The sequence below is a fragment of the Streptomyces sp. NPDC091281 genome, assembly GCF_044757425.1.
Lineage (GTDB): Bacteria > Actinomycetota > Actinomycetes > Streptomycetales > Streptomycetaceae > Streptomyces.
Window position 1 is genome coordinate 25,158 of record NZ_JBIVUY010000020.1, and the last position, 26,162, is coordinate 51,319.

General features: G+C 72.8%; 24 protein-coding genes. 22 read left to right on the top strand and 2 right to left on the bottom strand.

The genetic code is table 11. The annotated features are described in order from the left end of the window. Positions 1-25 precede the first annotated feature (25 nt). The gene (gene ftsY, locus ACIQPQ_RS36015) at positions 26-1,228 is read left to right on the top strand and encodes a signal recognition particle-docking protein FtsY (RefSeq protein WP_383774215.1); all 1,203 of its coding nucleotides are present in this window, start codon (positions 26-28) and stop codon (positions 1,226-1,228) included. Positions 1,229-1,464: 236 nt separating this feature from the next. On the opposite strand, the gene ACIQPQ_RS36020 is transcribed toward ftsY, so the two are convergent. Then, a complete protein-coding gene (locus ACIQPQ_RS36020; protein WP_401312772.1) occupies positions 1,465-2,121 on the bottom strand; it encodes a bifunctional DNA primase/polymerase in 657 nt (218 codons plus the stop codon). A gap of 457 nt (positions 2,122-2,578) precedes the next feature. Between ACIQPQ_RS36020 and ACIQPQ_RS36025 the strand changes: the two genes are divergently transcribed. The 6 genes from ACIQPQ_RS36025 (at position 2,579) to ftsH (ending at position 12,651) form a co-directional block, all read left to right on the top strand. After that, entirely contained in the window at positions 2,579-4,066 is a 1,488-nt protein-coding gene (locus tag ACIQPQ_RS36025) for a hypothetical protein (protein WP_401312775.1), read from the top strand. Between the two features lie 324 nt (positions 4,067-4,390). After that, positions 4,391-5,728: an ammonium transporter gene (locus ACIQPQ_RS36030; protein WP_401312778.1), complete on the top strand. Its 1,338-nt coding sequence runs from the start codon at positions 4,391-4,393 to the stop codon at positions 5,726-5,728. Next, positions 5,725-6,063, top strand: coding sequence for a P-II family nitrogen regulator (locus ACIQPQ_RS36035; RefSeq protein ID WP_003997576.1), 339 nt, complete (start codon positions 5,725-5,727; stop codon positions 6,061-6,063). The genes ACIQPQ_RS36030 and ACIQPQ_RS36035 overlap by 4 nt, the downstream gene beginning before the upstream one ends. A 26-nt stretch (positions 6,064-6,089) precedes the next feature. Beyond that, a complete protein-coding gene (locus tag ACIQPQ_RS36040; protein ID WP_401312781.1) occupies positions 6,090-8,546 on the top strand; it encodes a [protein-PII] uridylyltransferase in 2,457 nt (818 codons plus the stop codon). 316 nt (positions 8,547-8,862) lie between these two features. Continuing rightward, positions 8,863-10,422, top strand: a complete 1,560-nt coding sequence (ffh, locus tag ACIQPQ_RS36045; RefSeq protein WP_401312783.1) for a signal recognition particle protein — start codon at positions 8,863-8,865, stop codon at positions 10,420-10,422. A gap of 111 nt (positions 10,423-10,533) precedes the next feature. Next, positions 10,534-12,651, top strand: a complete 2,118-nt coding sequence (gene ftsH / locus ACIQPQ_RS36050; protein ID WP_401312786.1) for an ATP-dependent zinc metalloprotease FtsH — start codon at positions 10,534-10,536, stop codon at positions 12,649-12,651. Positions 12,652-12,690: 39 nt separating this feature from the next. On the opposite strand, the gene ACIQPQ_RS36055 is transcribed toward ftsH, so the two are convergent. Next, positions 12,691-13,545: an SAM-dependent methyltransferase gene (locus ACIQPQ_RS36055; protein ID WP_401312789.1), complete on the bottom strand. Its 855-nt coding sequence runs from the start codon at positions 13,543-13,545 to the stop codon at positions 12,691-12,693. A gap of 560 nt (positions 13,546-14,105) precedes the next feature. Between ACIQPQ_RS36055 and ACIQPQ_RS36060 the strand changes: the two genes are divergently transcribed. The 15 genes from ACIQPQ_RS36060 (at position 14,106) to dprA (ending at position 25,999) form a co-directional block, all read left to right on the top strand. After that, positions 14,106-14,702, top strand: coding sequence for a hypothetical protein (locus ACIQPQ_RS36060; protein WP_383774198.1), 597 nt, complete (start codon positions 14,106-14,108; stop codon positions 14,700-14,702). Between the two features lie 388 nt (positions 14,703-15,090). Continuing rightward, positions 15,091-15,510, top strand: a complete 420-nt coding sequence (rpsP, locus tag ACIQPQ_RS36065) for a 30S ribosomal protein S16 (protein WP_383774196.1) — start codon at positions 15,091-15,093, stop codon at positions 15,508-15,510. Positions 15,511-15,515: 5 nt separating this feature from the next. After that, a complete protein-coding gene (locus ACIQPQ_RS36070) occupies positions 15,516-15,755 on the top strand; it encodes an RNA-binding protein (RefSeq protein ID WP_005479813.1) in 240 nt (79 codons plus the stop codon). A 118-nt stretch (positions 15,756-15,873) separates the two neighbouring features. After that, the gene (gene rimM, locus ACIQPQ_RS36075) at positions 15,874-16,482 is read left to right on the top strand and encodes a ribosome maturation factor RimM (RefSeq protein WP_401312794.1); all 609 of its coding nucleotides are present in this window, start codon (positions 15,874-15,876) and stop codon (positions 16,480-16,482) included. Continuing rightward, complete coding sequence (gene trmD / locus ACIQPQ_RS36080; RefSeq protein WP_401312796.1) at positions 16,482-17,315, top strand: tRNA (guanosine(37)-N1)-methyltransferase TrmD; 834 nt, start codon at positions 16,482-16,484, stop codon at positions 17,313-17,315. The genes rimM and trmD overlap by 1 nt, the downstream gene beginning before the upstream one ends. Before the next feature lie 136 nt (positions 17,316-17,451). Next, on the top strand, positions 17,452-17,802 hold the full coding sequence (rplS, locus tag ACIQPQ_RS36085; protein WP_010353847.1) for a 50S ribosomal protein L19: 351 nt from the start codon (positions 17,452-17,454) through the stop codon (positions 17,800-17,802). A 45-nt stretch (positions 17,803-17,847) separates the two neighbouring features. Beyond that, positions 17,848-18,771 carry a signal peptidase I gene (lepB, locus tag ACIQPQ_RS36090; RefSeq protein ID WP_401312799.1) on the top strand — a complete coding sequence of 308 codons (924 nt, stop codon included), beginning with the start codon at positions 17,848-17,850 and terminating at the stop codon, positions 18,769-18,771. Next, positions 18,764-19,858, top strand: coding sequence for a signal peptidase I (gene lepB, locus ACIQPQ_RS36095; RefSeq protein ID WP_401312801.1), 1,095 nt, complete (start codon positions 18,764-18,766; stop codon positions 19,856-19,858). Before lepB (ACIQPQ_RS36090) ends, lepB (ACIQPQ_RS36095) begins: the two co-directional genes overlap by 8 nt. Next, a complete protein-coding gene (gene lepB, locus ACIQPQ_RS36100; protein WP_401312803.1) occupies positions 19,746-20,726 on the top strand; it encodes a signal peptidase I in 981 nt (326 codons plus the stop codon). Before lepB (ACIQPQ_RS36095) ends, lepB (ACIQPQ_RS36100) begins: the two co-directional genes overlap by 113 nt. Positions 20,727-20,959: 233 nt before the next feature. Continuing rightward, positions 20,960-21,742 (top strand): signal peptidase I, encoded by a 783-nt coding sequence (lepB, locus tag ACIQPQ_RS36105; RefSeq protein ID WP_401312806.1) that lies wholly within the window; start codon positions 20,960-20,962, stop codon positions 21,740-21,742. After that, positions 21,732-22,298, top strand: a complete 567-nt coding sequence (locus ACIQPQ_RS36110) for an NUDIX hydrolase (RefSeq protein ID WP_401312809.1) — start codon at positions 21,732-21,734, stop codon at positions 22,296-22,298. Before lepB (ACIQPQ_RS36105) ends, ACIQPQ_RS36110 begins: the two co-directional genes overlap by 11 nt. Positions 22,299-22,354: 56 nt before the next feature. Next, positions 22,355-22,663 (top strand): DUF2469 domain-containing protein, encoded by a 309-nt coding sequence (locus ACIQPQ_RS36115; RefSeq protein WP_003965949.1) that lies wholly within the window; start codon positions 22,355-22,357, stop codon positions 22,661-22,663. Positions 22,664-22,789: 126 nt separating this feature from the next. After that, positions 22,790-23,191, top strand: a complete 402-nt coding sequence (locus ACIQPQ_RS36120; RefSeq protein ID WP_401312812.1) for a YraN family protein — start codon at positions 22,790-22,792, stop codon at positions 23,189-23,191. 1 nt (position 23,192) lies between these two features. Beyond that, complete coding sequence (locus ACIQPQ_RS36125) at positions 23,193-24,818, top strand: YifB family Mg chelatase-like AAA ATPase (protein WP_401312815.1); 1,626 nt, start codon at positions 23,193-23,195, stop codon at positions 24,816-24,818. Then, positions 24,815-25,999: a DNA-processing protein DprA gene (gene dprA, locus ACIQPQ_RS36130; RefSeq protein WP_401312817.1), complete on the top strand. Its 1,185-nt coding sequence runs from the start codon at positions 24,815-24,817 to the stop codon at positions 25,997-25,999. Before ACIQPQ_RS36125 ends, dprA begins: the two co-directional genes overlap by 4 nt. The last annotated feature ends 163 nt before the right edge of the window (positions 26,000-26,162 follow it).

Sequence of the window (26,162 nt, forward strand, 5' to 3'; positions counted from 1 at the left end):
GGGGGTCGCGCATACTGGTCGGGTTATGGAAACCGTCATCCTTGCTGTAGTCATCGCCGTGGTCGTGCTCGGCGTGCTCGGCGGGCTCGTGGTCGGCAGCAGGCGGAAGAAGCCGCTGCCCCCGCCGCCCCCGGCCGCGCCCGACATCACCGCGCCGCCGGCCGAGCCGCACGTCGGCGACGAGGCCGAGACGCCGCGCGACGAAGCGCGCCGCACCATAGAGGAGGTCGACCTCCCGGGCGGTGGCACCCCCACCGCCGTCGAGGAACCTCCCGTCGTCGAGGCTCCCGGGATCGAGATCCCGGAGCCCACCGCGGGGCGGCTCGTCCGCCTCCGCAGCCGCCTCTCCCGCTCCCAGAACGCCCTCGGCAAGGGGCTGCTCACGCTGCTGTCGCGCGAGCACCTCGACGAGGACACCTGGGAGGAGGTCGAGGACACCCTCCTCACCGCCGACGTCGGCGTCCAGCCCACCCAGGAGCTGGTGGACCGGCTGCGCGAGCGGGTCCGGGTGCTCGGCACGCGCACCCCCGAGGAGCTGCGCGGCCTGCTGCGCGAGGAGCTGCTCACGCTGGTCGGCACCGACGTCGACCGGACGGTGCGCACCGAGCCGGAGGACCGCAAGCCGGGCATCGTGATGGTCGTCGGGGTCAACGGCACCGGCAAGACCACCACCACCGGCAAGCTCGCCCGCGTCCTGGTCGCCGACGGCCGCACCGTCGTCCTCGGCGCCGCCGACACCTTCCGGGCCGCCGCCGCCGACCAGCTCCAGACCTGGGGCGAGCGGGTCGGCGCCCACACCGTGCGCGGGCCCGAGGCCGGGGACCCCGCCTCCGTCGCCTTCGACGCGGTGAAGGAGGGCAAGGAGATGGGGGTCGACGTCGTCCTCATCGACACCGCCGGCCGGCTACACACCAAGACCGGGCTCATGGACGAGCTGGGCAAGGTCAAGCGGGTCGTGGAGAAGCACGCGCCGCTCGACGAGGTCCTCCTCGTCCTCGACGCCACCACCGGCCAGAACGGCCTGGTCCAGGCCCGGGTCTTCGCCGAGGTCGTCGACATCACCGGCATCGTGCTCACCAAGCTCGACGGCACCGCCAAGGGCGGCATCGTCGTCGCCGTCCAGCGCGAACTGGGTGTCCCGGTCAAGCTGATCGGCCTCGGTGAGGGCGCCGACGACCTGGCGCCGTTCGACCCCGAGGCGTTCGTCGACGCCCTCGTCGGCGACTGACACCCGGCGTCCTCGCCCGTGGCGGACGCGGGCGTCGTCGCCGGTGGCCCGGTGGCGGCGCCCCGGCCGGTCACCGGCCGCGGACGCCGTCGCGCCGCGGGCAGCGAAGAAGCGCCCGCCCCCGAGGTGCAGTCGGAGGCGGGCGCTTCGCTGTGCGGTCCCGGCGGGCGGGCGCGGGGCGGGTGCTCAGCGGGCGGGGGGCGGGCCGGGCCGCACACCGCGCTCCCGCGCCGGTCCTACACGCGGGAGCGGTGTGCCACGTACGCCAGTGTGCCGAGCAGCAGGCGGGCCGCCGGGGGGCGGGTCGCCGCGTCCAGCGCGGGCGGGCGCAGCCAGCGCACCGGGCCGAGGCCGCCCCGGTCGGAGGGCGGCGCGGTGACATACGTACCCGGGCCGAGGCCGCGCAGGTCCAGGGAGGTCGGGTCGTCCCAGCCCATGCGGTAGAGGAGTCCGTCGAGGTCGGCGGCGGCGCCCGGCGCCACCAGGAACTGGGCGCGGCCCTCGGGGGTGGCGGTCACCGGGCCGAGCGGGAGGCCCATCCGCTCCAGGCGGACCAGCGCCCGCCGCCCCGCGGCCTCGGCCACCTCGATGACGTCGAACGCGCCGCCCACCGGCAGCATCACGGAGGCGCCCGGGAACTCCGACCAGGCCCGCGTCACGTCGTCGAGGGTGGCGCCCGCTTGGACGCGGGGCGCGAACTCCAGGGGGTGGGCGCCCGGTTCGGGGCAGCCGGTCCGCCCGCACGAACAGACTCCGGCCGCGGCGCGCGCGCCCGGCACGACGTCCCAGCCCCACAGCCCGGTGAACTCGGCCACCGCGGTGCAGTCGGACGAACGACCGCGCCTACGCGTGCCGGAACGGATCTCGCGGATACCGCCGATCGTGAAGCCCATGCCCCCTCCAACGGGTCCGACGCGCGATGGTTACGTTGCGGACGCACGTGGTGACGCTGGGTGAATCCGCGTACTGACAGCTGCCCGGTCCCGCCGGAATCAGGCAGCGCACGGAAGCGTCGAGGGTGGCGCGCCATGCCGCGCGCGCCCCTGTGCGCGTCACCGCGCCCACTTCCGACTGGCCTATGTCAAGTGAATCGCGCGTGCGCCACCGGGAGTTCATTCGAAGGGGTGGCGAATGGTGGCGTTTCCGGGATCGCCGTGGCTGGGCGCGTGATCGTAGGATTACTTTGAGTGTGCGAGATCCGGGGGCACATGCCCGCGTGGGTATGCCGGGGGCAAGTCGGCTTTCCGTTCGAAGGGTGACAACTGCGGGACGGCAGACGGTATTTACCGGCATTCTGATAAGGCTTGGCGCATCAGAGCGACAAGTGGTCTCAGGGATGGGGGCGTTCCAGTGAGCGGCAACGGCGGAGGCGCGACGAGCGCTTCGGGCACGGACAAACGGCCTAACGACCTGCTCACGTCCTGGTTCGTCCGCAGCGGCTGGTCCAAGGGTGAACTGGCCCGCCAAGTCAACCGCCGGGCCCGCCAGTTGGGCGCCAACCACATCTCCACGGACACCTCCCGCGTCCGCCGCTGGCTGGACGGCGAGAACCCGCGCGAGCCGATCCCGCGCATCCTCTCCGAACTGTTCTCCGAGCGGTTCGGCTGCGTCGTCTCCGTCGAGGACCTCGGACTGCGCGCCGCCCGCCCCATGCCCTCCTCCAGCGGCGTCGACCTGCCCTGGACCGGACCGCAGACCGTCGCCCTGCTCAGCGAGTTCTCCCGCAGCGACCTGATGCTCGCCCGGCGCGGCTTTCTCGGCACCTCGCTCGCCCTCTCCGCCGGCCCCTCCCTCATCGAGCCCATGCAGCGCTGGCTCGTGCCCACCCCGCCGGCCGTTCCCGCCGACGACACCGACCCCGTCCCTACCAGCCGCGCCCGCGGCCGCCTCTCCCGGCCCGAGCTGGACCTGCTGGAGTCCACCACCGTGATGTTCCGGCAGTGGGACGCGCAGTGCGGCGGCGGCCTGCGCCGCAAGGCCGTCGTCGGCCAGCTCCACGAGGTCACCGACCTGCTCCAGGAACCCCAGCCCGAGGCCACCACCCGCCGCCTGTTCAAGGTCGCCGCCGAACTCGCCGAACTCGCGGGCTGGATGTCGTACGACGTGGGCCTCCAGCCCACCGCGCAGAAGTACTTCGTCCTCGCGCTGCACGCCGCCAAGGAGGCCGGGGACAAGCCCCTGGGCTCGTACATCCTGTCCAGCATGAGCCGCCAGATGATCCACCTCGGGCGGCCCGAGGACGCGCTGGAGCTGATCCACCTCGCCCAGTACGGCAGCCGGGACTGCGCGAGCCCGCGCACCCAGTCGATGCTGTATGCGATGGAGGCCCGCGCCTACGCCAACATGGGACAGCCCGGCCGCTGCAAGCGCGCGGTCCGCATGGCCGAGGACATCTTCGCCGAGGCCCAGGACTGGGACGACCCCGACCCCGACTGGATCCGCTTCTTCTCCGAGGCCGAGCTGTACGGCGAGAACTCCCACTCCTACCGCGACCTCGCCTACGTGGCGGGCCGCAGCCCCACCTACGCCTCGCTCGCCGAACCCCTGATGCAGCGCGCCGTCGACCTCTTCGCCGACGACGCCGAGCACCAGCGCTCCTACGCCCTCAACCTCATCGGCATGGCCACCGTCCACCTGCTGCGACGCGAACCCGGACAGAGCGCGGTCCTCGCCGAGCAGGCCCTGAAGGAAGCCAAGAAGGTCCGCTCCGAGCGGGTCAACACTCGTATCCGAAAGACCGTCTCCACCGCCGCCCGCGACTTCGGCGACCTCAGCGAGGTCATCGATCTCACCGACCGGCTCGCCGTCGAGCTGCCGGAGGCCGCGGAAGCGGTCTGACGCCCGGCGACACCCCAGAACCCCGGCCGCGGCCGGCCCTCCCGAACTGTCCGACTCGGCTCCCCCGTGCCAGGTCATCGGAAGGCCGACCGCGGCCGGTTTGCGTCCTCAGGTGAAGGTTGCGCCACGATAACGATCCCTCCGGCGCGCATCCGGCAGTTCACCGACGCGTAACGCACACGGCGCCTTCGTCACGGCGGCGAAACAACCAGGGGCTTCCACCGAAACCGCGCTGCGCCAATCTCATGGCCCATACCCGGCCCACCCCTCACTCCGCTTCTGGCTTCGCCCGCACGGGGCCGTACCAACGACGAGGAGACGCCGATGGCACCAGCCATCACGCTTGCGGCGGACGCTGAACTGTCGTCCGCCAACACAGGCTTCATGCTCATCTGTTCCGCCCTGGTGATGCTCATGACCCCGGGCCTGGCCTTCTTCTACGGAGGCATGGTCCGCGTCAAGAGCACCCTCAACATGCTGATGATGAGCTTCATCAGCCTGGGGATCGTCACCATCCTCTGGGTGCTCTACGGCTTCTCCGTCGCGTTCGGCACGGACCACGGAAGCCTCTTCGGCTGGAACTCCGACTGGGTCGGACTCAGCAACATCGGGCTCACCCAGCTCTGGGACGGCTACACCATCCCGGTCTTCGTCTTCCTGGTCTTCCAGCTGATGTTCGCGATCATCACGCCCGCCCTGATCAGCGGCGCCCTCGCGGACCGCGTCAAGTTCAGCGCCTGGGCCCTCTTCATCGCCCTGTGGGCCACGGTCGTCTACTTCCCCGTCGCCCACTGGGTCTGGGGCGCCGGCGGCTGGGCCTTCGAACTCGGCGTCATCGACTTCGCGGGCGGCACGGCCGTCCACATCAACGCCGGCGCCGCCGCCCTCGGCGTGATCCTCGTCATCGGTAAGCGCATCGGCTTCAAGAAGGACCCGATGCGCCCGCACAGCCTCCCGCTGGTCATGCTCGGCGCCGGTCTGCTGTGGTTCGGCTGGTTCGGCTTCAACGCGGGCTCCTGGCTCGGCAACGACGACGGCGTCGGCGCGCTGATGTTCGTCAACACCCAGGTCGCCACCGCCGCCGCCATGCTCGCCTGGCTCGTCTACGAGAAGATCCGCCACGGCGCCTTCACCACCCTCGGCGCCGCCTCCGGCGCGGTCGCCGGTCTCGTCGCCATCACCCCGTCCGGCGGCGCGGTCTCCCCGCTCGGCGCGATCGCCGTCGGCGCCATCGCCGGTGTCCTGTGCGCCATGGCCGTCGGCCTCAAGTACAAGTTCGGCTACGACGACTCGCTCGACGTCGTCGGCGTCCACCTCGTCGGCGGTGTCGTCGGCTCCCTGCTGATCGGCTTCTTCGCCAGCGGCAAGGGCCAGTCCGACGTCGAGGGCCTCTTCTACGGCGGCGGCCTCGACCAGTTCTGGAAGCAGTGCGCCGGTGTCTTCGCGGTCCTCGGCTACTCTCTGGTCGCCTCCGCGGTCCTCGCCTTCCTCATCGACAAGACCCTCGGCATGCGGGTCCCCGAGGACGACGAGATCGCCGGCATCGACCAGGCCGAGCACGCCGAGACCGCATACGACTTCAGCGGCGCCGGCGGCGGCGCCGCCCGCACCGCGGTCACGGCCCCGGTCGCCGACACTGCCAGCAAGAAGGTGGACGCATGAAGCTCATCACCGCCGTCGTCAAGCCCCACCGCCTCGACGAGATCAAGGAGGCCCTCCAGGCCTTCGGAGTCCACGGGCTGACGGTCACCGAGGCCAGCGGTTACGGTCGTCAGAGAGGACACACCGAGGTGTACCGGGGCGCCGAGTACACGGTGGACCTCGTCCCCAAGATCCGCATCGAGGTCCTGGCCGAGGACGACGACGCCGAACAGCTCATCGACGTGATCGTCAAGGCCGCCCGGACCGGCAAGATCGGTGACGGCAAGGTCTGGTCCCTCCCGGTCGAGACGGCCGTACGGGTCCGCACCGGCGAGCGCGGCCCGGACGCGCTCTGACGGCAGAACAGAACAGGAGCCACTGGGTGACGAGTACGGACGTGCGGAAAGAAGCAGAGGACTCGGGACCCAGCGGCTACGCGGCGGCCCGGCTGCGCCTCCTCACCGAGGGGGCGCGGTCCGGGCCGCCGCGCCGTACCGCCCTCTCCGAACTGACCGACGAATGGCTGAGCGGCCTCTTCGCCGCCGGAGCGGGCGACCTGCGCGGCGTCTCCCTCGTCGCCGTCGGCGGCTACGGCCGCGGCGAGCTGTCCCCGCGCAGCGACCTCGACCTCCTGCTGCTGCACGACGGCAGCGACCCGAGGGCCGTCGCCGCCCTCGCCGACCGCCTCTGGTACCCCGTCTGGGACCTCGGCGTCGCCCTCGACCACTCCGTACGCACCCCCGCCGAGGCCCGCCGCACCGCCGGCGAGGACCTCAAGGTCCAGCTCGGCCTCCTCGACGCCCGCCACCTCGCGGGCGACCTCGGCCTCACCGCCGGACTGCGCACCGCCGTCCTCGCCGACTGGCGCAACCAGGCCCCCAGACGGCTGCCCGAACTCCAGGAACTCTGCGCCGAGCGCGCCGAGCGCCAGGGCGAACTCCAGTACCTCCTCGAACCCGACCTCAAGGAGGCCCGCGGCGGCCTGCGCGACGCCACCGCCCTGCGCGCCGTCGCCGCCTCCTGGCTCGCCGACGCCCCCCGCGAAGGCCTCGACGACGCCCGCCGCCGCCTCCTCGACGTCCGCGACGCCCTCCACCTCGCCACCGGCCGCGCCACCGACCGCCTCGCCCTCCAGGAACAGGACCAGGTCGCCGCGGGCCTCGGCCTCCTCGACGCCGACACCCTCCTGCGCCAGGTCTACGAGGCCGCCCGCCTCATCTCCTACGCCAGCGACGTCACCTGGCGCGAGGTCGGCCGCGTCCTGCGCTCCCGCGCCGTACGGCCCCGGCTGCGCGCCATGCTCGGCGGCGGCAAACCGGTCGCCGAACGCTCCCCGCTCGCCGAGGGCGTCGTCGAGCAGGACGGCGAGGTCGTCCTCGCCCGCGCCGCCCGCCCCGAACGCGACCCCGTGCTGCCCCTGCGCGCCGCCGCGGCCGCCGCCCAGGCGGGCCTGCCGCTCTCCCTGCACGCCGTCCGCCGCCTCGCGGGCTCCGTACGGCCGCTGCCCTCGCCCTGGCCCGCCGAGGCCCGCGAACAGCTCGTGACCCTCCTCGGCTCCGGCCGCCCCACCGTCGAGGTGTGGGAGGCGCTGGAGGCCGAAGGCCTCATCACCCGCCTGCTGCCCGACTGGGAACGCGTCCGCTGCCGCCCCCAGCGCAACGCCGTGCACATCTGGACCGTCGACCGGCACCTCATCGAGACCGCCGTCCGCGCCTCCGAGTTCACCCGCCGCGTCAGCCGCCCCGACCTCCTGCTCGTCGCCGCGCTGCTGCACGACATCGGCAAGGGCTGGCCCGGCGACCACTCGGTGGCCGGGGAGATCATCGCCAAGGACGTCGCCACCCGCATCGGCTTCGACCGCGCCGACGTCGCCGTCCTCGCCACCCTCGTCCGCCACCACCTCCTCCTCGTCGACACCGCCACCCGGCGCGACCTGGAGGACCCGGCCACCGTCCGCGCCGTCGCCGACGCCGTCGGCACCCCCGGCACCCTGGAACTCCTGCACGCCCTCACCGAGGCCGACGCCCTCGCCACCGGACCGGCGGCCTGGTCCTCCTGGCGGGCCTCCCTCGTCACCGAACTCGTCCGCCGGGTCGCCGCCGTCCTCGCCGGGGACACCCCCGACGAACCCGAGGCCGCCGCGGCCACCGCCGAACAGGAACGCCTCGCCATCGAGGCCGTCGCCACCGGCGGTCCCGTCCTCGCCCTGCGCGCCCAGACCGAACCGCCCGCCGACCCCGACGGCGAACGGCCCCCCGGCGACCCCGAACCGCTCGGCGTCGAACTCCTCATCGCCGTCCCCGACCAGCCGGGCGTCCTGCCCGCCGTCGCGGGCGTCCTCGCCGTCCACCGCCTCACCGTCCGCACGGCCGAACTGCGCGCCCTAGACCTGCCGAGCGGCGTCGACGGCACGGTCCTGCTGCTGAACTGGCGGGTCGCCGCCGAGTACGGCTCGCTGCCGCAGGCCGCCCGCCTGCGCGCCGACCTCGTCCGCGCCCTCGACGGCTCCCTCGACGTCGCCGCCCGCCTCGCCGAACGCGACGCCGCCTACCCGCGCCGCCGGGGCGTCGTCGCACCGCCCGCCCGGGTCACCGTCGCCCCGGCCGCCTCCCGCCTCGCCACCGTCATCGAGGTCCGCGCCCAGGACGCCCCCGGCCTCCTCTTCCGCATCGGCCGCGCCCTGGAGGACGCGGGCGTCCGCATGCGCAGCGCCCACGTCAGCACCCTCGGCGCCAACGCCGTGGACGCCTTCTACGTCACCGCCCCCGACGGCACCCCCCTGCCCCCGGAGGAGGCGACGGGGGTGGCACGCAAACTGGAGGAGACGTTGCGGGGGTAGGGGGGCCTGGCCTGGTCCTGTGAGGGCTTGGCCCTGCGGGGCTCGGGCACGGGGGTTTGTGGCCGGGGTGCGGGGACCGCGTGGCAGCGGGGGAGGGCAGGGGCAGGGCCCCCGGCCCGGCTTCCGGCGGTCGGCGGTGCCTCGCCCCTCCACCCGACCGCCCTGCCGGGTGCCGCTCGCTCGTCCCCTTCACCAGGGGAGCCACCCGGCGCCCGCCGGCCCCGCTCCCGACGACCGTGACCCGGTTCCGGGCGGGCGGGATACTCTGGAGGGCGATTGTCCGCAGCCATCTCCGACCCCGAGGACCGACGCCGCCGTGTTCGATACTCTTTCCGATCGCCTCTCAGCGACCTTCAAGAACTTGCGCGGCAAGGGGCGCTTGAGCGAAGCGGACATCGACGCCACGGCGCGCGAGATCCGCATCGCGCTCCTCGAGGCCGACGTGGCCCTGCCCGTCGTCCGGACGTTCATCAAGAACGTCAAGGAGCGGGCCCTCGGCGCCGACGTCTCCAAGGCGCTCAACCCGGCCCAGCAGGTCCTCAAGATCGTCAACGACGAGCTGGTCACGATCCTCGGCGGCGAGACCCGCCGACTGCGCTTCGCGAAGCAGCCGCCGACCGTCATCATGCTGGCCGGTCTCCAGGGCGCCGGTAAGACCACCCTCGCGGGCAAGCTCGGCCACTGGCTGAAGGAGCAGGGCCACTCGCCGCTCCTCGTCGCCGCCGACCTCCAGCGCCCCAACGCCGTCAACCAGCTCAGCGTCGTGGCCGAGCGGGCCGGTGTCGCCGTCTACGCCCCCGAGCCGGGCAACGGCGTGGGCGACCCGGTCAAGGTCGCCAAGGACTCCGTCGAGTTCGCCAAGGCCCGCGTCCACAACATCGTGATCGTCGACACCGCCGGCCGCCTCGGCATCGACGCCGAGCTGATGCGGCAGGCCGCCGACATCCGCGACGCCGTCTCGCCCGACGAGATCCTCTTCGTCGTCGACGCGATGATCGGCCAGGACGCCGTCAACACCGCCGAGGCCTTCCGTGACGGCGTCGGCTTCGACGGCGTGGTGCTCTCCAAGCTCGACGGCGACGCCCGCGGCGGCGCGGCCCTGTCGATCCGGCAGATCACCGGCAAGCCGATCATGTTCGCCTCGAACGGCGAGAAGCTCGGCGACTTCGACGCCTTCCACCCGGACCGGATGGCCTCCCGCATCCTCGACATGGGTGACCTCCTCACCCTGATCGAGCAGGCGGAGAAGACGTTCAGCCAGGAAGAGGCCGAGAAGATGGCCTCCAAGCTGGCGTCCAAGAAGGGCCAGGACTTCACCCTGGACGACTTCCTGGCCCAGATGGAACAGGTCCGCAAGATGGGCTCCATCTCCAAGCTCCTCGGCATGCTGCCGGGCATGGGCCAGATCAAGGACCAGATCAACAACCTCGACGAGCGGGACGTCGACCGCACCGCCGCCATCATCAAGTCGATGACCCCGGGCGAGCGCCAGGACCCGACGATCATCAACGGCTCCCGCCGCGCCCGTATCGCCAAGGGCTCCGGCGTCGAGGTCAGCGCGGTGAAGGGCCTGGTCGAGCGGTTCTTCGAGGCCCGCAAGATGATGTCCCGCATGGCCCAGGGCGGCGGCATGCCCGGAATGCCCGGCATCCCCGGGATGGGCGGCGGCCCCGGCCGGACGAAGAAGCAGCCCAAGCAGGCCAAGGGCAAGCAGCGCTCCGGCAACCCGATGAAGCGCAAGCAGCAGGAGCAGGAGGAGGCGGCGCGCCGGGCGGCGGCGGCCCAGGGCGGTCCCGGCGGCGCCCTCGGTCTCCCCGGCCAGCAGGCGGGCCAGGACTTCGAGCTGCCCGACGAGTTCAAGAAGTTCATGGGCTGAGCAGTCCACGTAGGAGGGCCTGAGGGGCGCCCGCCGGTCCGGGGGCGCCCCTCAGGCAGTCCCCGCCCGCCCGCAGGTGCTGACGTCCGCCCTGTGTCGTAACGTCCCGATATGAGCAACCCCGCCCCGTCACGGAAGTCGCCCGACCAGCCCTGGCGCTCCGAGGGCACCCCGGACGAGCCGCCGAAGCCGCCGCCGGGCCGCAGGCGGCTGTGGGGCGGCTGGTGGAGCCTCGCCGCCGCCGCGCTGATCGTCTTCCTGATCGCCAACCTCGTCCTCCTCTACGTCGACGACGACGAGGAACCGACGATCTCTTACACCGAGTTCAGCAAACAGGTCGACGCGGGCAACGTCAGCAAGATCTACGCCAAGGGCGACGCCATCCAGGGCGAACTGAAGAAGAAACAGGACCGGCCCGGCGGCGACGGCAGCTACACCAAGTTCAAGACCGAGCGGCCGACCTTCGCGGACGACCGGCTCTGGGAGGACCTGTCGAAGAACGACGTCACCGTCACGGCCGAACCGGTCGTCCAGCGCCGCAGCCTCCTCGCCAACGTCCTGATCTCCCTCGCCCCGATGGTGCTGCTGATCGCCGTCTGGGTGTTCGTCGCCCGCCGCCTGCGCGGGGGCGGTCTCGGCGGCGCGGGCGGCATGCTCGGCCGCAAGACCCCGCCGAAACCGGTCGAACTGGAACCGGGACAGCAGCGCACGACGTTCGAGGACGTGGCCGGGATCGACGAGGTCGAGGGCGAGCTGAACGACGTCGTCGACTTCCTCAAGAACCCCGACGCCTACCGCCGCATGGGCGCGAAGATGCCGCGCGGCGTCCTCCTCGCCGGCCCGCCCGGCACCGGCAAGACCCTCCTGGCGCGGGCCGTCGCGGGCGAGGCGGGGGTGCCGTTCTTCTCCGCGTCGGCCTCCGAGTTCATCGAGATGATCGTCGGCGTCGGCGCCTCCCGCGTACGGGAGCTGTTCGCCGAGGCCCGCAAGGTCGCGCCGTCGATCATCTTCATCGACGAGATCGACACCATCGGCAGGGCCCGCGGCGCGGGCGGGGGAGTGGGCGGCCACGACGAGCGCGAACAGACCCTCAACCAGATCCTCACCGAGATGGACGGCTTCTCCGGCGCCGAGGGCGTCATCGTCATCGCCGCCACCAACCGCGCCGACGTCCTCGACCCCGCCCTCACCCGCCCCGGCCGCTTCGACCGCGTCGTCACCGTCTCGCCCCCCGACCGCGCCGGACGCGAGGCCATCCTGGAGATCCACACCCGGGACATCCCGCTCGCCGACGGCGTCGACCTGGCCCGCGTCGCCCGCACCACCCCCGGCATGACCGGTGCGGAACTGGCCAACCTCGCCAACGAGGCCGCCCTCCTCGCCGTCAAGCGCAAACAGGGCGAGGTCACCCAGAGCGACCTCTCGGAGGCGCTGGAGAAGGTCCAGCTCGGCGCGGAACGCCCCCTGGTGATGCCGGAGGACGAGCGGCGCAGGACGGCGTTCCACGAGAGCGGGCACGCCCTGCTCGGCATGCTCCAGCCGGGCGCCGACCCCGTCCGCAAGATCACCATCGTGCCCCGCGGCCGCGCCCTCGGCGTCACCCTCTCCACCCCGGACGTCGACCGCTACGCCTACACCGAGGAGTACCTGCGCGGCCGGATCATCGGCGCCCTCGGCGGCATGGCCGCCGAACAGGTCGTCTACGGCGTGGTCACCACCGGCGCCGAGAACGACCTCGAACAGGTCACCACCATCGCGCGCGGCATGGTCGCCCGCTGGGGCATGAGTGAACGCGTCGGCCGCCTCTCCGCGCTGCCGGGCGACGCCCAGCAGGCGTACGGCCTCTCCGCCGCCCCGCAGACCCTCGACGTCATCGACACGGAGATGCGCCGCGTCGTCGACGAGTGCTACGAGGAGGCCTGCCGCAAACTCCGCGACCACCGGCACCGGCTGGACGCCCTCGCCGCCGCGCTCCTGGAACGCGAGACGCTGGAGGAGGCGGACATCTACCGCGTCGCGGGCATCACCCGCCTCACCAAGGACCCCGACCCCGACACCGACCCCGGCGCCGCCCCCGACTCACGGCCGGATGAGGCCTCCGCGCCCGACGCCCGGTCCGGGCCCGACACCGGTTCCGGCGCCGACCCCGACTCACGGCCGGATGAGGCCTCCGCGCCCGACACCGGGTCCGGGCCCGACACCGGTTCCGACGCCGAGGCCGGTTCCTGACCCGCGTACGGGCCACGCCCGGTCAGCGAACCCGTGCCCTCAGGGGACCCGTGCCACCAGGTAGCGGAACACGTTCGGCATCCACACCGTGCCGTCCTTGCGCCGGTACGGATGGAGGGCCTCCGTCACCTCCTTCTCCACGCGCGCCTCGTCCGTGGCGGCCACCGCCGCGTCGAACAGGCCGGTCGAGAGCAGCCCCTTGAGCGCGCTGTCGACGCTCGCGTAGCCGAACGGGCAGGCCACCCGCCCCGACCCGTCGGGCCGCAGCCCCGCGCGCAGCGCCACGTCCTCCAGGCCGTCGCGTAACGCGGGCCGCCAACCGCCGCCGCCCGGCGGGGGATCGGCGAGCCCGGCCGCGACCCGCACCACCGCCGAGGTCGCGCAGCGCTCCGGCGGACCCCAGCCCGCCAGGACCACCGCCGCCCCGCGCGCGGCCATCGGTGTCGCCGCCGCCAGCAGCCCGCCGACCCGCTCCGCGTCCCCCGCCGCCCCGCCGAGCGGCTCGAACGCCGTCACCAGGGTGTACGGGGGGGCCGTCGCGTCGGCCGCGTCGCCGGGCCGCTCCACCAGCCGTACCCGCCGTCGCGCGCGCGGCCCGGAGCCCTCGGGCAGCAGCCGCTGCCGGGCGAGCGCCAGCCGCTCCGGGTGGACCGCCTCGACGCCGGTGACGGCCGCGCCCCGGGACGCCGCCATCAGCAGCGCCAGCCCCGAACCGCAGCCGAGGCCCAGCAGCCGGGTGGCCGGGCCCACCTCCAGTCGCTCGTGGACGGCCTCGTAGAGCGGGACCAGCATCCGCTCCTGGATCTCGGACCAGTCACGCGCGCGGGCACCCGGTTCCGTCCGGGGCGACTGCCCCGCCTGAGGAAGGTGCCGGCGCACGAGCGTAGGTGTCATGGATAAGCGCCCCAATCCGCCGAGTGTGTGCCTCGTACTCGTCCAGGTGGCCCCCGTCGGTGCGCCGCGCTCCCCGCGCGCGCACCCCGTATGCCAGGTAACTCCCGTGCGGAGCGCGCGTCCAGGGGTTGTGGAGCCCGGCTTGGGCACTGTCCGCGGGTGTGGCGAGAATTCACATCCCGGCAACGCGGGCCCCCACCATCCGGCCACGCCGAAGGCACCCGCGCCCACCCCCGCGCGCGGGGCACGTGTCCACCGAAGGCGGCCGAAAACATCTCTTGCGCGTTTCCGGTTCTTCCATACTCACCTGGGCGCCCGGCGTGCGAACATCGTCTACGCGCCGGGGCGGGGTGATCCACAGGACCCCGGTTGACGGGGGCGGGACGGACGCGGGGCGTACGTCAGCCTACGCACCACATTGACACGAGCTGCGAGGCTTCTCCGCAGATCAGCGCACCCGCCCTCGTCCGGACGCATCAGCGGCAACTGACGGGTACGTGCAAATTATTTGGGATGCCCCGGAATAGGAACACAGCGGCACCCCCGCTCGTTGTCATTACGTGAGCACGACACAGACACCACCTGTTCTCGCCGCAGAGCTGGCACAGGCGTGGGCCGACATTCAGCGGTACCACCCCGAGCTGCCCGATCTTGCCGCGCCAGAGTCCCTGATCGGGGAGTCGTCGTCCGCCTGCGGTCACGAGCTCTCCTTCGAGCGCCTGCTGCACGAGGCGGTCCACGGGATCGCCGCCTCGCGCGGCGTCCGCGACACCTCCCGCGCCGGCCGCTACCACAACCGCAGGTTCCTCGCGATCGCCGAGGAACTGGGCCTGGACCACCCCGACGAGCCGCACCCCAGCAGCGGCTTCTCGCTGGTCACGCTCAACCCGGAGGCCAAGCGCCGGTACCGCCCGACGATCGAACGGCTCCAGCGGGCCCTCAAGGCCCACGTCGCCGCGACCTCCGCCGAGACGACCCGCGCCTTCCGCGGCCCGGCCGCCCGGCACGGCTCCTCCGGCGGCGGCGTCCGCGTCAAGGCGGTCTGCGACTGCGGACGCAACGTCCGGGTCGTCCCCTCGGTGCTGGCCCAGGCCCCCATCGTGTGCGGCGGCTGCGGCAAGCCGTTCCGCATCCCGGAGGTCATGGGAGCGGCGTAACCCGCGGCGAGGGACGCGCACCGGCAACTCGTGGCTGTCGGTTCGGCGGACCCGGCGGGGGAGCCGTCCCCGGACGGCACCCCGCCCCGCGGGACGGCACACCCGACGCGAAGCGATCACGCGCCGGGTGTCACCCCGTCATGCCCACCCGCCCGCTCGTTCGCCCGGCCATGGCCCCCGTCCGGCCGCGCGGGGCTCCCGTCGGCAGGGGCCCGGCCCGCGGGGAAGGGCCGCCCACCGCGTGTGGCACAATGGCTAGCTGTACTCGACAGTCGCACAGGACCCCTCTCTCCTCCGGCTGACGCGTCCATCGGGCACTCGGGTACCGCAACCCCACGCGGCCTTCTCGCCGTGCCCAACCACGTCAATTCCAGGAGAACCCACTCCCGTGGCAGTCAAGATCAAGCTGAAGCGTCTGGGCAAGATCCGTTCGCCTCACTACCGCATCGTCATCGCCGACTCCCGCACCCGCCGCGACGGCCGTGCGATCGAGGAGATCGGCAAGTACCACCCGACGTACAACCCGTCGGTCATCGAGGTCGACGCCGACCGCGTGGCCTACTGGCTGGGTGTCGGCGCGCAGCCGACCGAGCCCGTCCTCGCCATCCTGAAGAAGACCGGCGACTGGCAGAAGTTCAAGGGCGAGCCCGCCCCGGCTCCGCTGCTCGTCGCCGAGCCCAAGAAGGCGCGCCCGTCGTTCGAGGCCCTGGGCGGCGACGACGAGGGCAAGGGTGAGGCCATCACCCAGAAGAAGAAGGCTGAGAAGAAGGACGAGGCCGCGCCCGCGTCCGAGTCGACCGAGGCCTGAGCAGCATGCTCGAAGAGGCGCTTGAGCACCTCGTGAAGGGCATCGTCGACAACCCCGACGATGTGCAGGTCGCCTCGCGCGACCTGCGCCGCGGGCGTGTGCTGGAGGTCCGGGTCCACCCCGACGACCTCGGCAAGGTGATCGGCCGCAACGGCCGCACCGCACGCGCTCTGCGCACCGTCGTGGGCGCCATCGGCGGCCGCGGTGTCCGGGTCGACCTCGTCGACGTGGACCACGTCCGCTGACGCATCCGCAGCACCGGCTCGGGCCGGGGAGGGCCACCGGCCTTCCCCGGCCCGCAGTCGTAGGTGCCCTCGTCAGGCGCCCGCTTTTCCGACCGGTACGACAGGAGATCTTCGAACAGTGCAGCTCGTAGTCGCACGGATCGGCCGCGCCCACGGCATCAAGGGCGAGGTCACCGTGGAGGTCCGCACCGACGAGCCGGAGCTGCGGCTCGCGCCCGGCGCCGTCCTGCTCACGGACCCCGCCCCGGCGGGTCCGCTCACGATCGAGACCGGCCGGGTGCACAGCGGCCGCCTCCTGCTGCGCTTCGCGGGCGTCACCGACCGCACCGGCGCCGAGGCGCTGCGGAACCTCCTGCTGATCGCCGAGATCGATCCCGAGGAGCTGCCCGAGGAGGACGACGAGTACTACGACCACCAGCTGATGGACCTGGACGTCGTCACCACCGACGGGGTCCTCGTCGGCCGCATCACCGAGATCTCCCACCTGCCGTCCCAGGACCTCTTCATCGTGGAACGGCCCGACGGCGGCGAGGTGATGATCCCGTTCGTCGAGAGCATCGTCACCGAGATCGACCTCGCCGAGCAGCGCGCCGTCATCGACCCGCCGCCCGGCCTCGTCGACGACCGCGCGGAGATCGCCTCCGGCCGCGAGGAGCCCGCGCCCGGCCCGCAGGGGCGCGGGGCGACGGAGCCCGACGCGGGTACGTCGCCGGAGGACGCGTCCTGATGCGCCTCGACGTCGTCACGATCTTCCCCGAATACCTCGACCCGCTGAACGTCTCCCTGGTCGGCAAGGCCCGCGCCCGCGGACAGCTCGCCGTCCACGTCCACGACCTGCGGCAGTGGACCCACGACCGGCACAACACCGTCGACGACACCCCCTACGGCGGCGGCCCCGGCATGGTCATGAAGACCGACCCCTGGGGCGACGCCCTCGACTCCGTCCTCGCCGACGGCTACGAGACGGGCGCCCACGCCCCCACCCTCGTCGTCCCCACGCCCAGCGGACGCCCCTTCACCCAGGAACTCGCCGTCGAGCTGTCCGAGCGGCCGTGGCTGATCTTCACCCCGGCCCGCTACGAAGGCATCGACCGCCGCGTCATCGACGAGTACGCCGCCCGCGTCCCGGTCCTGGAGGTCTCCATCGGGGACTACGTCCTCGCGGGCGGGGAGGCGGCCGTCCTGGTCGTCACCGAGGCCGTGGCCCGGCTGCTGCCCGGCGTCCTCGGCAACGCCGAGTCCCACCGCGACGACTCCTTCGCGCCCGGCGCCATGGCCAACCTCCTCGAAGGCCCCGTCTACACCAAGCCGCCCGCCTGGCGCGGCCGGGAGATCCCCGAGGTCCTGCTCAGCGGCCACCACGGCAAGATCGCCCGCTGGCGCCGCGACGAGGCCCTGCGCCGCACCACCGCCCACCGGCCCGACCTCATCGAACGCTGCGCGCCCGCCGCCTTCGACAAGAAGGACCGCGAGATGCTCTCCATCCTCGGCTGGGCACCCGACCCCGAGGGCGAGCCCCACGGCCGATTTTGGCGCAGGACCGACGGCATGGAACAATAGGCCGCTGTTGTGCGCAGTCCGGCGTGCGCCCCTGCCACAGGGGGAGACGACGCACCGCCCCGACGCCCACGGCACTCACTCATCAAGACCTAGTCTCCGTCGATGACCTGTGGCATCGACGAGGAAAGCAGACGCAATGTCCCACCTGCTCGACACCGTCGACTCCGCGTCGCTGCGCAGCGACGTCCCCGCCTTCCGTCCGGGTGACACCGTCAACGTCCACGTGCGCGTCATCGAGGGCAACCGCTCCCGTGTGCAGCAGTTCAAGGGCGTCGTCATCCGCCGCCAGGGCGCCGGTGTCCGCGAGACCTTCACGGTCCGCAAGGTCTCCTTCTCCGTCGGCGTGGAGCGCACCTTCCCCGTGCACACCCCGATCGTCGAGAAGATCGAGCTGGTCACCCGCGGTGACGTGCGCCGCGCCAAGCTGTACTACCTCCGTGAGCTGCGCGGCAAGGCCGCGAAGATCAAGGAGAAGCGCGACAACTGAGCCAGCGACGGCGTACACATCGGGGCCGGATAGCATCTGGCCCCGATGGACACCGAAGCACAGCCGACGGAGCGCGACCGCTCCTCCCGCCCTTCCCGTCCCGGAGCGATCCCGGACCCGGAACGGCGCGAGGACCGGTCGCGTTTCGCGTTGGCGGGACGGCGGCGTGCCGGGTCGGCGGACACGGACGTCCACGCGGATGGGGCGGGGCCCGGTGAGAGGCGGGCGCGCGTCGACGGTCCGGCGCCGGACGAGGGCCGCTCGGGCCGTCTGCTCGACCTGCTGCCGGGCGGCCGTATCAGCCTGACCCTGCTGATCTGCCTGCTGTTCCTGCTGCTCCTCAACGCCTTCGTGGTGAAGCCGTTCCAGATCCCCAGCGGATCGATGGAGAACGGATTGAGGATCGGCGACCGCGTTCTCGTAAATAGGTTGGCGTACCTTTTCGGTGGTGAGCCGCGGCGCGGCGACGTCGTCGTGTTCGACGGAACCGGGTACTTCGGGGACGCCGACTACGTCAAACGCGTTGTGGGTGTGGGGAGAGACCACGTGGTCTGCTGTGACAAGGAGGGCAGGATCGAGGTGAACGGCCGGGCGGTCGACGAGTCGGCCTTCCTGTATCCGGGCGACAGCCCCTCCACGGTGCCCTTCGACGTGGTCGTCCCCGAGGGCGCCCTGTTCGTGCTCGGCGACCACCGCGCCGAGTCCCGCGACTCCCGCGACCACCTCGGCTCCCCGGGCGGCGGCATGATCCCCGTGGACCGCGTCGTCGGCCGCGCCGACGGGATCGTCTGGCCCCCCGCCCACCTCACCCGCCTGCACCGCCCGGACGCCTACGCGCCCGTACCGGCCGCCGGGGCCGCCCCCGACGCGTCGGCCGCGCGGACTCTCCCCCGTACGGCGTCCACCCCGTCTCCCCTCCCTGAGGCGTCCACGTCGCCCCTCCCGGACCGGGCGGGCGCGCATGGGTAACCGCGGCAAGCCCCGCGGCGTCTCCAGCAGCGCCGCCGCCGACCTCCTGCCGACCGGGGTCCGGCGCGCCTCCGGCGGCGGTTCCGGCCGTACGCGCGCGGAGCGCCGCCAGCTCCAGCGCAAGGTCAAACGCAAGCGCCGCCGCAGCGCGGCCCGCGAGGTCCCGCTGCTCGTCGGCGTCGCCGTCCTCATCGCGCTGGTCCTGAAGACCTTCCTGGTGCAGGCCTTCGTGATCCCGTCCGGCTCCATGGAGCAGACGATCCAGATCGGCGACCGCGTCCTCGTCGACAAGTTCACGCCATGGTTCGGCTCCAAGCCCACCCGCGGTGACGTCGTCGTCTTCAAGGACCCCGGCGGCTGGCTGGAGGACGACGAGACCACCGCGAAGAAGAACGACCCGGTCGTCGTCAAGCAGGTCAAGCAGGGCCTCACCTTCATCGGCCTGCTCCCCTCCGACGACGAGAAAGACCTCATCAAGCGGGTCGTCGGCGTCGGCGGCGACCGCGTCCAGTGCTGCGACGCGCAGGGCCGCGTCACCGTCAACGGCGTTCCCCTCAACGAACGGGACTACCTCCACCCCGACAGCACCCCGTCCCAGACCCCCTTCGACATCACCGTCCCGCAGGGCCGGCTCTGGGTCATGGGCGACCACCGCTCCAACTCCGCCGACTCCCGCGCCCACCAGGACCGCGACGGCGGCACCGTCTCCGAGGACGAGGTCGTCGGCCGCGCCATGGTGATCGCCTGGCCCATGGGCCACTGGAACTCCCTCAAGGAACCGCAAACCTTTTCCGCCGTGACCGGCGCGGCAGCGTCCGGGGCGACGGCGTCCACAGTGTCGTCGCATAGGGTTGCCCCCGGCGATCCGAACGGATCCGTCCGACTCCCGACCCCTGCGGAACTCCCGCTCGTTATGGGAGTGGTGGGCCTGCGCCGCACATGGAGCAGGCAGCGGCACAGAGTGAGGAGTTGGCGTGGGGGATGTGGCGGTTGGCGCACGGTCCGGGCACGACGGCGAGGAGCACCGCGGGCACCCCGTGGACGCGGCCGACCCGTCGACGGACGGCGCCGTGACCCCCGGGAGTGACTCCCCGGCGACCGGAGACGACGGGTCCGGGCACGGACAGCCCCCCGGCACGGTGCAGGACGAGGGCGACGGCGCGCCCCGGGCGAAGAAGCCCCGCTCCTTCTGGAAGGAGCTGCCGATCCTCATCGGCATCGCGCTCGTCCTCGCCCTGCTGATCAAGACGTTCCTGGTGCAGGCGTTCTCGATCCCGTCGGACTCGATGCAGAACACCCTCCAGCAGGGCGACCGGGTCTTGGTCGACAAGCTGACCCCGTGGTTCGGCTCCGAGCCCGAGCGCGGCGAGGTCGTCGTCTTCCACGACCCGGACAACTGGCTGGCGGGCGAACCCACGGCCGACCCGAACGCGATCCAGACCTTCCTGAGCTGGATCGGCCTCATGCCGTCCGCCGAGGAGAAGGACCTGATCAAGCGGGTCGTCGGCGTCGGAGGCGACACCGTCACCTGCAACAAGACGGGCCCCCTGACCGTCAACGGCAAGGCCCTCAACGAGCCGTACGTCTACCCGGGCAACACCCCGTGCAGCGTCGACGACCAGGGCGGCCAGTTCTCCGTCAAGGTCCCCAAGGGCTTCATCTGGGTCATGGGTGACCACCGCCAGAACTCCCGCGACTCCCGCTACAACCAGGGCGACAAGAACCACGGCATGGTCCCCGTCGACGAGGTCGTCGGGCGCGCCATCGTCAAGGCCTGGCCGATCAACCGCTGGGGCACCCTGCCCGTCCCGGACACCTTCGACCAGAGCGGCCTGAACAGCCAGGCCGCGGCCCCCACCGCGCTCACCGTCGCCCCCCAGGGCGTCGCCCTCGTCGGCGCCGTCCCGCTCGTCCTGTGGCGCCGACGGCGCGCGGGGACCGTAGACACCCGCTGATACCCGCTGATACCCGCTGACGCCCGTGTCCGCGGTGTCCGCCGTGTCCTCCCCGTACTCGGCGTCCTCTGCGTCCGCCGCGTCCCCGGAGTCTGCCGACTTCCGGGGACGCGGCGCACGCGTGGGCGCGCCCCGAGGTCCGTAAACCCTTGGCCAAGCTTGTGGTCCCGGCCCGGTCGGGCCGCGGCGGCGGGGCTGACCCGGCTCGGTACCGCCGGGTAGGGTGCGGACCCATGGGTGGCGAGAGCACGACACATACGGCCCCGCGCAGCGGCGGAGCCCCCGGCACGGGCCCCGTCGGCGGCCGGACCGGACAGGTCCTGTCCGGCATCGCCGTCGCCCTGGGCCTCGCGCTGTTCCTCGGCGGATTCGGCTGGGCGGCCCTGACCTACCGCCCCTACACCGTCCCCACCAGCTCCATGTCGCCCACCATCGCCGCCGGAGACCGGGTCCTCGCCCAGGTCGTCGACGGCGACGATGTACGCCGCGGCGACGTCGTGGTCTTCACGGACAAGACCTGGGCGGCCAACGCGCCCGTCGTCAAGCGGGTCGTCGCCGTCGGCGGCGACACCGTCGCCTGCTGCACCCGCGGCAAGCTCACCGTCAACGGCAAGCCCATCGACGAGCCCTACCTCGCCGACGGCAGCCCCGCCGAGATCGCCGGCATCCCGTCCGTCGAGGTCCCCGCGGGCCGCCTCTTCCTCCTCGGCGACGAACGCCAGGGCTCCCTCGACTCCACCGCGCACCTCACCGACGCCGCCGGCGGCACCGTCGCGCGCAGCGCGGTCAAGGCGCGCGTCGACGCCGTCGTCTGGCCCATGGACGGCATGCTCGCCCGCCCCACCGGCTTCGAGCAGCTCGGCAGCCTCTCCCGGCCCGGCCCGCTCCCGCTGATCGGCTGGCTGATCGTCGGCGGCGCGGTCCTCGTCCTCGCGGGCGGCGCCTACGGCCCGATCGCCAAGCGGGCCGCCCGCCGCCGCACCGGCCCGCGCCCGGAGCCCGCCGGTGCCCGCTGAACCCACCGACACGGGCCCCGGCACCCCGGGCCCCGGCACCCCGGACACCGGGGGCGCCGCCGACACCTATCGGGGCGGCCTGCGCAAAGTCGCCCGCGTCGTCCTCCTCGACCCCGACGAGCGCGTCCTGCTGCTGCACGGCCACGAACCGGACGACCCGGCCGACGACTGGTGGTTCACCCCCGGCGGCGGCGTCGAGGGCGACGAGACCCGTGAGGAGGCCGCCCTGCGGGAACTCGCCGAGGAGACCGGCATCACCGACGTCGACCTCGGCCCCGTGCTGTGGCGCCGCCGCTGCTCCTTCCCGTTCGCGGGCCGCCGCTGGGACCAGGACGAGTGGTACTACCTGGCCCGTACGACGGTGACCGCCACCCGGGCGACGGCCCTCACCGAACTGGAGCGCCGCAGCGTGGCCGGAGCACGTTGGTGGACCTGTCAGGAACTGACCCGGGCCCATGAGACGGTGTACCCGACCAGGCTCGCCGAGCTGCTGCGCCGGCTGCTCGACGAGGGGCCCCCGGCAGGGCCCGTGACCCTTGACACGGAAATCGTCTAGCGGCTCACGGGACTGGCGCACAATGGGGGAATCGCACGGCTGAAGGGGAACATGCCATGAGCGCCGAGGACCTCGAGAAGTACGAGACCGAGATGGAGCTGAAGCTCTACCGGGAGTACCGCGACGTCGTCGGGCTGTTCAAATACGTGATCGAGACCGAGCGTCGCTTCTACCTGACCAACGACTACGAGATGCAGGTCCACTCGGTCCAGGGTGAGGTGTTCTTCGAGGTCTCCATGGCCGACGCCTGGGTCTGGGACATGTACCGGCCCGCACGGTTCGTGAAGCAGGTACGCGTCCTCACGTTCAAGGACGTGAACATCGAGGAGCTGAACAAGAGCGACCTGGAACTGCCGGGCGGGTGAGAGGGCCGCCGGCGGTGCTCCCGTTCCGCCCGGCCTCGCCTCTTGCCCCTCGCCACCCGTGCGGGTGACGGAGTTTTCCACAGTCGCCGGGTTGTCCACCAAGATCCTTCTCCCCGCCGCCGGTACGTGACCGTAGGTGCCGGAGGTGGTGCCGACATGACCACGGATCTGGCACGAGGAGCACTGGGCAGGTACGGCGAAGAACTGGCCGCGAGGCGGCTGGCGGACGCCGGGATGACGGTCGTCGGGCGCAACTGGCGCTGCGGCAGGACCGGAGAGATCGACATCGTGGCCCGGGACGGCGACGTCCTGGTGATCTGCGAGGTCAAGACCCGCAAGGGCGGTGCCTTCCAGCACCCCATGGCCGCCGTGACCCCCGACAAGGCCCAGCGGCTGCGCGCCCTCGCCGGACACTGGGTCCAGGCCCACGGAGGCGCCCCGCCGGGCGGCGTCCGCATCGACCTCGTCGGCGTCCTGCTGCCCCGACGCGGCGCCGCCGTCGTCGAGCACGCGCGGGGGGTGGACTGACATGGCGTTCGCACGCACCTGCTCGGTCGCCCTCGTGGGCGTCGAAGGAGTCGTCGTCGAGGTCCAGGCCGACCTGGAACCCGGCGTCGCCGCCTTCACCCTCGTCGGCCTGCCCGACAAGAGCCTCAGCGAGAGCCGCGACCGCGTCCGCGCGGCGGTGGTCAACTCCGGCGGTGAATGGCCGCAGAAGAAACTCACCGTCGGCCTCAGCCCCGCCTCGGTACCCAAGGCGGGAAGTGGCTTCGACCTCGCCATCGCAGCAGCGGTACTCGGGGCCGCCGAGCGCATCGACCCCCGGGTGCTCGCCGACATCGTGATGATCGGCGAACTCGGCCTCGACGGCCGGGTCCGCCCCGTCCGGGGCATCCTCCCCGCCGTCCTCGCCGCGGCCGACGCCGGATACCAACAGGTCGTCGTCCCCGAGTCCGCCGCGGCCGAGGCCTCCCTCGTCCCCGGCGTCTCCGTCCTCGGCGTCCGCAGCCTCCGCCAACTGATCGCCCTCCTCGCCGACGAACCCGTCCCCGACGAGACACCCGATGAACCAGGCCGCCCCGACCCCCTCCTCGCAGGCCTCCGCCTGCCCGGCACCGGCACGGCCACCGGCCTGCCCGGCACCGCGGCCACCCCGCACGACCCCGGACACGACCTCGCCGACGTCGTCGGCCAGCGATCCGCCCGCACCGCCGTCGAGGTCGCCGCCGCCGGAGGCCACCACCTCTTCCTCGAAGGACCACCCGGCGCGGGCAAGACCATGCTCGCCGAACGACTCCCGGCCGTCCTGCCCCGCCTCACCCACCAGGAATCCCTCGAAGTCACCGCCGTCCACTCTGTCGCAGGCCTCCTGCCACCCGGAAAACCCCTCATCGACCAACCCCCCTACTGCGCCCCGCACCACTCGGCCACCATGCAGGCCCTCGTCGGCGGCGGCCCCCACATCGCCCGCCCCGGCGCCGTCTCCATGGCCCACCGCGGCGTCCTCTTCCTCGACGAGACCCCCGAATTCAGCAGCCACGCCCTCGACGCCCTCCGCCAACCCCTGGAAGCCGGACACGTCGTCATCGCACGCAGCGCCGGAGTGGTCCGCTTCCCCGCCCGCTTCCTCATGGTCCTCGCGGCCAACCCCTGCCCCTGCGGCCGCTTCTCCCTCCGCGACAGCCTCTGCGAATGCGCGCCCTCCGCGATCCGCCGCTACCAGTCCCGCCTCTCCGGACCCCTCCTCGACCGCGTCGACCTACGCGTCGAGGTCGACCCCGTCAGCCGCGCCGACCTCGCCCACCGCGGCCCCGGAGGCGACTCCACCGCCACCGTCGCCGACCGCGTCCGCGCCGCCCGCGAACGCGCCGCGGCCCGACTCACCGGCACCCCCTGGCGCACCAACAGCGAGGTCCCCGGCCGCGAACTCCGCACCCGATGGCACCCCGCCCCCGGAGCCATGGACGACGCCGAACGGAACCTGGAACGCGGCATCCTCACCGCCCGCGGCCTCGACCGCGTCCTCCGCGTCGCCTGGACCGTCGCCGACCTCGTCGGCCACGACCGCCCCGACGCCACCGACGTCGCCCTCGCCCTGCAACTCCGCACCGGCGTCCCCCGCGGCGTCCCCATGGCACTGGGAGCCCTCGCATGAGCACTCCCCACAGCCCCGGACACCCTGATCCGGACGGCCCCGACAGTGACCGGCTAGCCCGTGCCTTCCTCACCCGCGTCCTGGAACCCGGCGACGAGACCGGCGGCCGCTGGATCAGAGAACACGGCGCCCCCGCGGTCGCCCGACGGCTACGGTCCGGCAAGGAACCCCTGCCCGGAGTCAGCACACGCCGCTGGGCCGGACTGCGCGCCCGCGCCGCCCGCGCCGACCCCGCCCACGACCTCACCCTCGCCGACACGGCAGGCGTCCGGTTCGTCATCCCCGGCGACACCGAATGGCCCGGCCCCCTCGACGACCTCGGCGACACCCGCCCCACCGGCCTGTGGATCAGAGGCCGACCCAGCCTGCGCATGTGGGCCCTGCGCTCCGTCGCCCTCGTCGGCGCCCGCGCCTGCACCGAGTACGGCGCCCACATGGCCACCACCCTCGCCGCAGGCCTCGCCGAACGCGGCTGGGTCGTCGTCTCCGGCGGCGCCTACGGCATCGACGGCGCCGCCCACCGCGGCGCCCTCGCCGCAGGCGGCGCCACCACCGCCGTCCTCGCCTGCGGCGTCGACCGCCCCTACCCCGCCGGACACACCCAGTTGATCAACAGGATCGCCGAACAAGGCCTCGTCGTAGGAGAGTTACCACCGGGCGACCACCCCACCCAGAGCAGATTCATCCAACGCAACCGCGTCATCGCCGCCCTCACCGCGGGCACCGTCGTCATCGAGGCCGCCCACCGCAGCGGCTCCCTCGTCACCGCCCGCGCCGCACAACGCCTCGGCCGCCACACCATGGGCGTCCCCGGCCCCGCCACCAGCGCACTCTCCGCGGGAGTCCACGAACTCCTGCGCGGAGAAGCCGTCCTGGTCACCGACGCCGCGGAGATCGTCGAACTCGTCGGAGCCATGGGCGAACTGGCCCCCGAACGACACGGACCCGTCCTGCCCCGCGACCTCCTCGCCCCCGGCGCACGACGCGTCCTCGCCGCCCTCCCCGCCCGCCGCCCGGCAGCGCTCGCCGAGATCGCCCGCGAAGGCGGCACCAGCGAGGACGACGCACTCGCCAGACTGTACGAACTCGGCGCACTCGGCTACGTCGAACGACACGACGACGGCTGGAAGTTGACACGCCAGGCAATGGTCACCCTCCGGACCGGCCCGAACCCCGGTTGACCGACCGGGTTCGGCCGTCCGGGGGAACGCCGACCCCCTTGCAAATTCCCCCAGTTGACGATCCCCGCCCCCCTCCCCGCCCGTCGGCGTCCCCCGACGGAACGCCCAGCGGAACGTATCTGCGCACCGCTCACCCCCACCTCTTCGCACACCGCGACACCCC

Coding starts and splice junctions, on each gene's coding strand:
- ftsH (WP_401312786.1), top strand. CDS start 10,534: ATGAGCAACCCCGCCCCGTCACGGAAGTCGCCCGACCAGCCCTGGCGC.
- ACIQPQ_RS36055 (WP_401312789.1), bottom strand. CDS start 13,545: ATGACACCTACGCTCGTGCGCCGGCACCTTCCTCAGGCGGGGCAGTCG.
- dprA (WP_401312817.1), top strand. CDS start 24,815: ATGAGCACTCCCCACAGCCCCGGACACCCTGATCCGGACGGCCCCGAC.
- lepB (WP_401312801.1), top strand. CDS start 18,764: ATGGGTAACCGCGGCAAGCCCCGCGGCGTCTCCAGCAGCGCCGCCGCC.
- ftsY (WP_383774215.1), top strand. CDS start 26: ATGGAAACCGTCATCCTTGCTGTAGTCATCGCCGTGGTCGTGCTCGGC.
- ACIQPQ_RS36035 (WP_003997576.1), top strand. CDS start 5,725: ATGAAGCTCATCACCGCCGTCGTCAAGCCCCACCGCCTCGACGAGATC.
- ACIQPQ_RS36070 (WP_005479813.1), top strand. CDS start 15,516: ATGCTCGAAGAGGCGCTTGAGCACCTCGTGAAGGGCATCGTCGACAAC.
- ACIQPQ_RS36030 (WP_401312778.1), top strand. CDS start 4,391: ATGGCACCAGCCATCACGCTTGCGGCGGACGCTGAACTGTCGTCCGCC.
- lepB (WP_401312806.1), top strand. CDS start 20,960: ATGGGTGGCGAGAGCACGACACATACGGCCCCGCGCAGCGGCGGAGCC.
- rplS (WP_010353847.1), top strand. CDS start 17,452: ATGTCCCACCTGCTCGACACCGTCGACTCCGCGTCGCTGCGCAGCGAC.
- trmD (WP_401312796.1), top strand. CDS start 16,482: ATGCGCCTCGACGTCGTCACGATCTTCCCCGAATACCTCGACCCGCTG.
- ACIQPQ_RS36020 (WP_401312772.1), bottom strand. CDS start 2,121: ATGGGCTTCACGATCGGCGGTATCCGCGAGATCCGTTCCGGCACGCGT.
- lepB (WP_401312799.1), top strand. CDS start 17,848: ATGGACACCGAAGCACAGCCGACGGAGCGCGACCGCTCCTCCCGCCCT.
- ACIQPQ_RS36115 (WP_003965949.1), top strand. CDS start 22,355: ATGAGCGCCGAGGACCTCGAGAAGTACGAGACCGAGATGGAGCTGAAG.
- ACIQPQ_RS36125 (WP_401312815.1), top strand. CDS start 23,193: ATGGCGTTCGCACGCACCTGCTCGGTCGCCCTCGTGGGCGTCGAAGGA.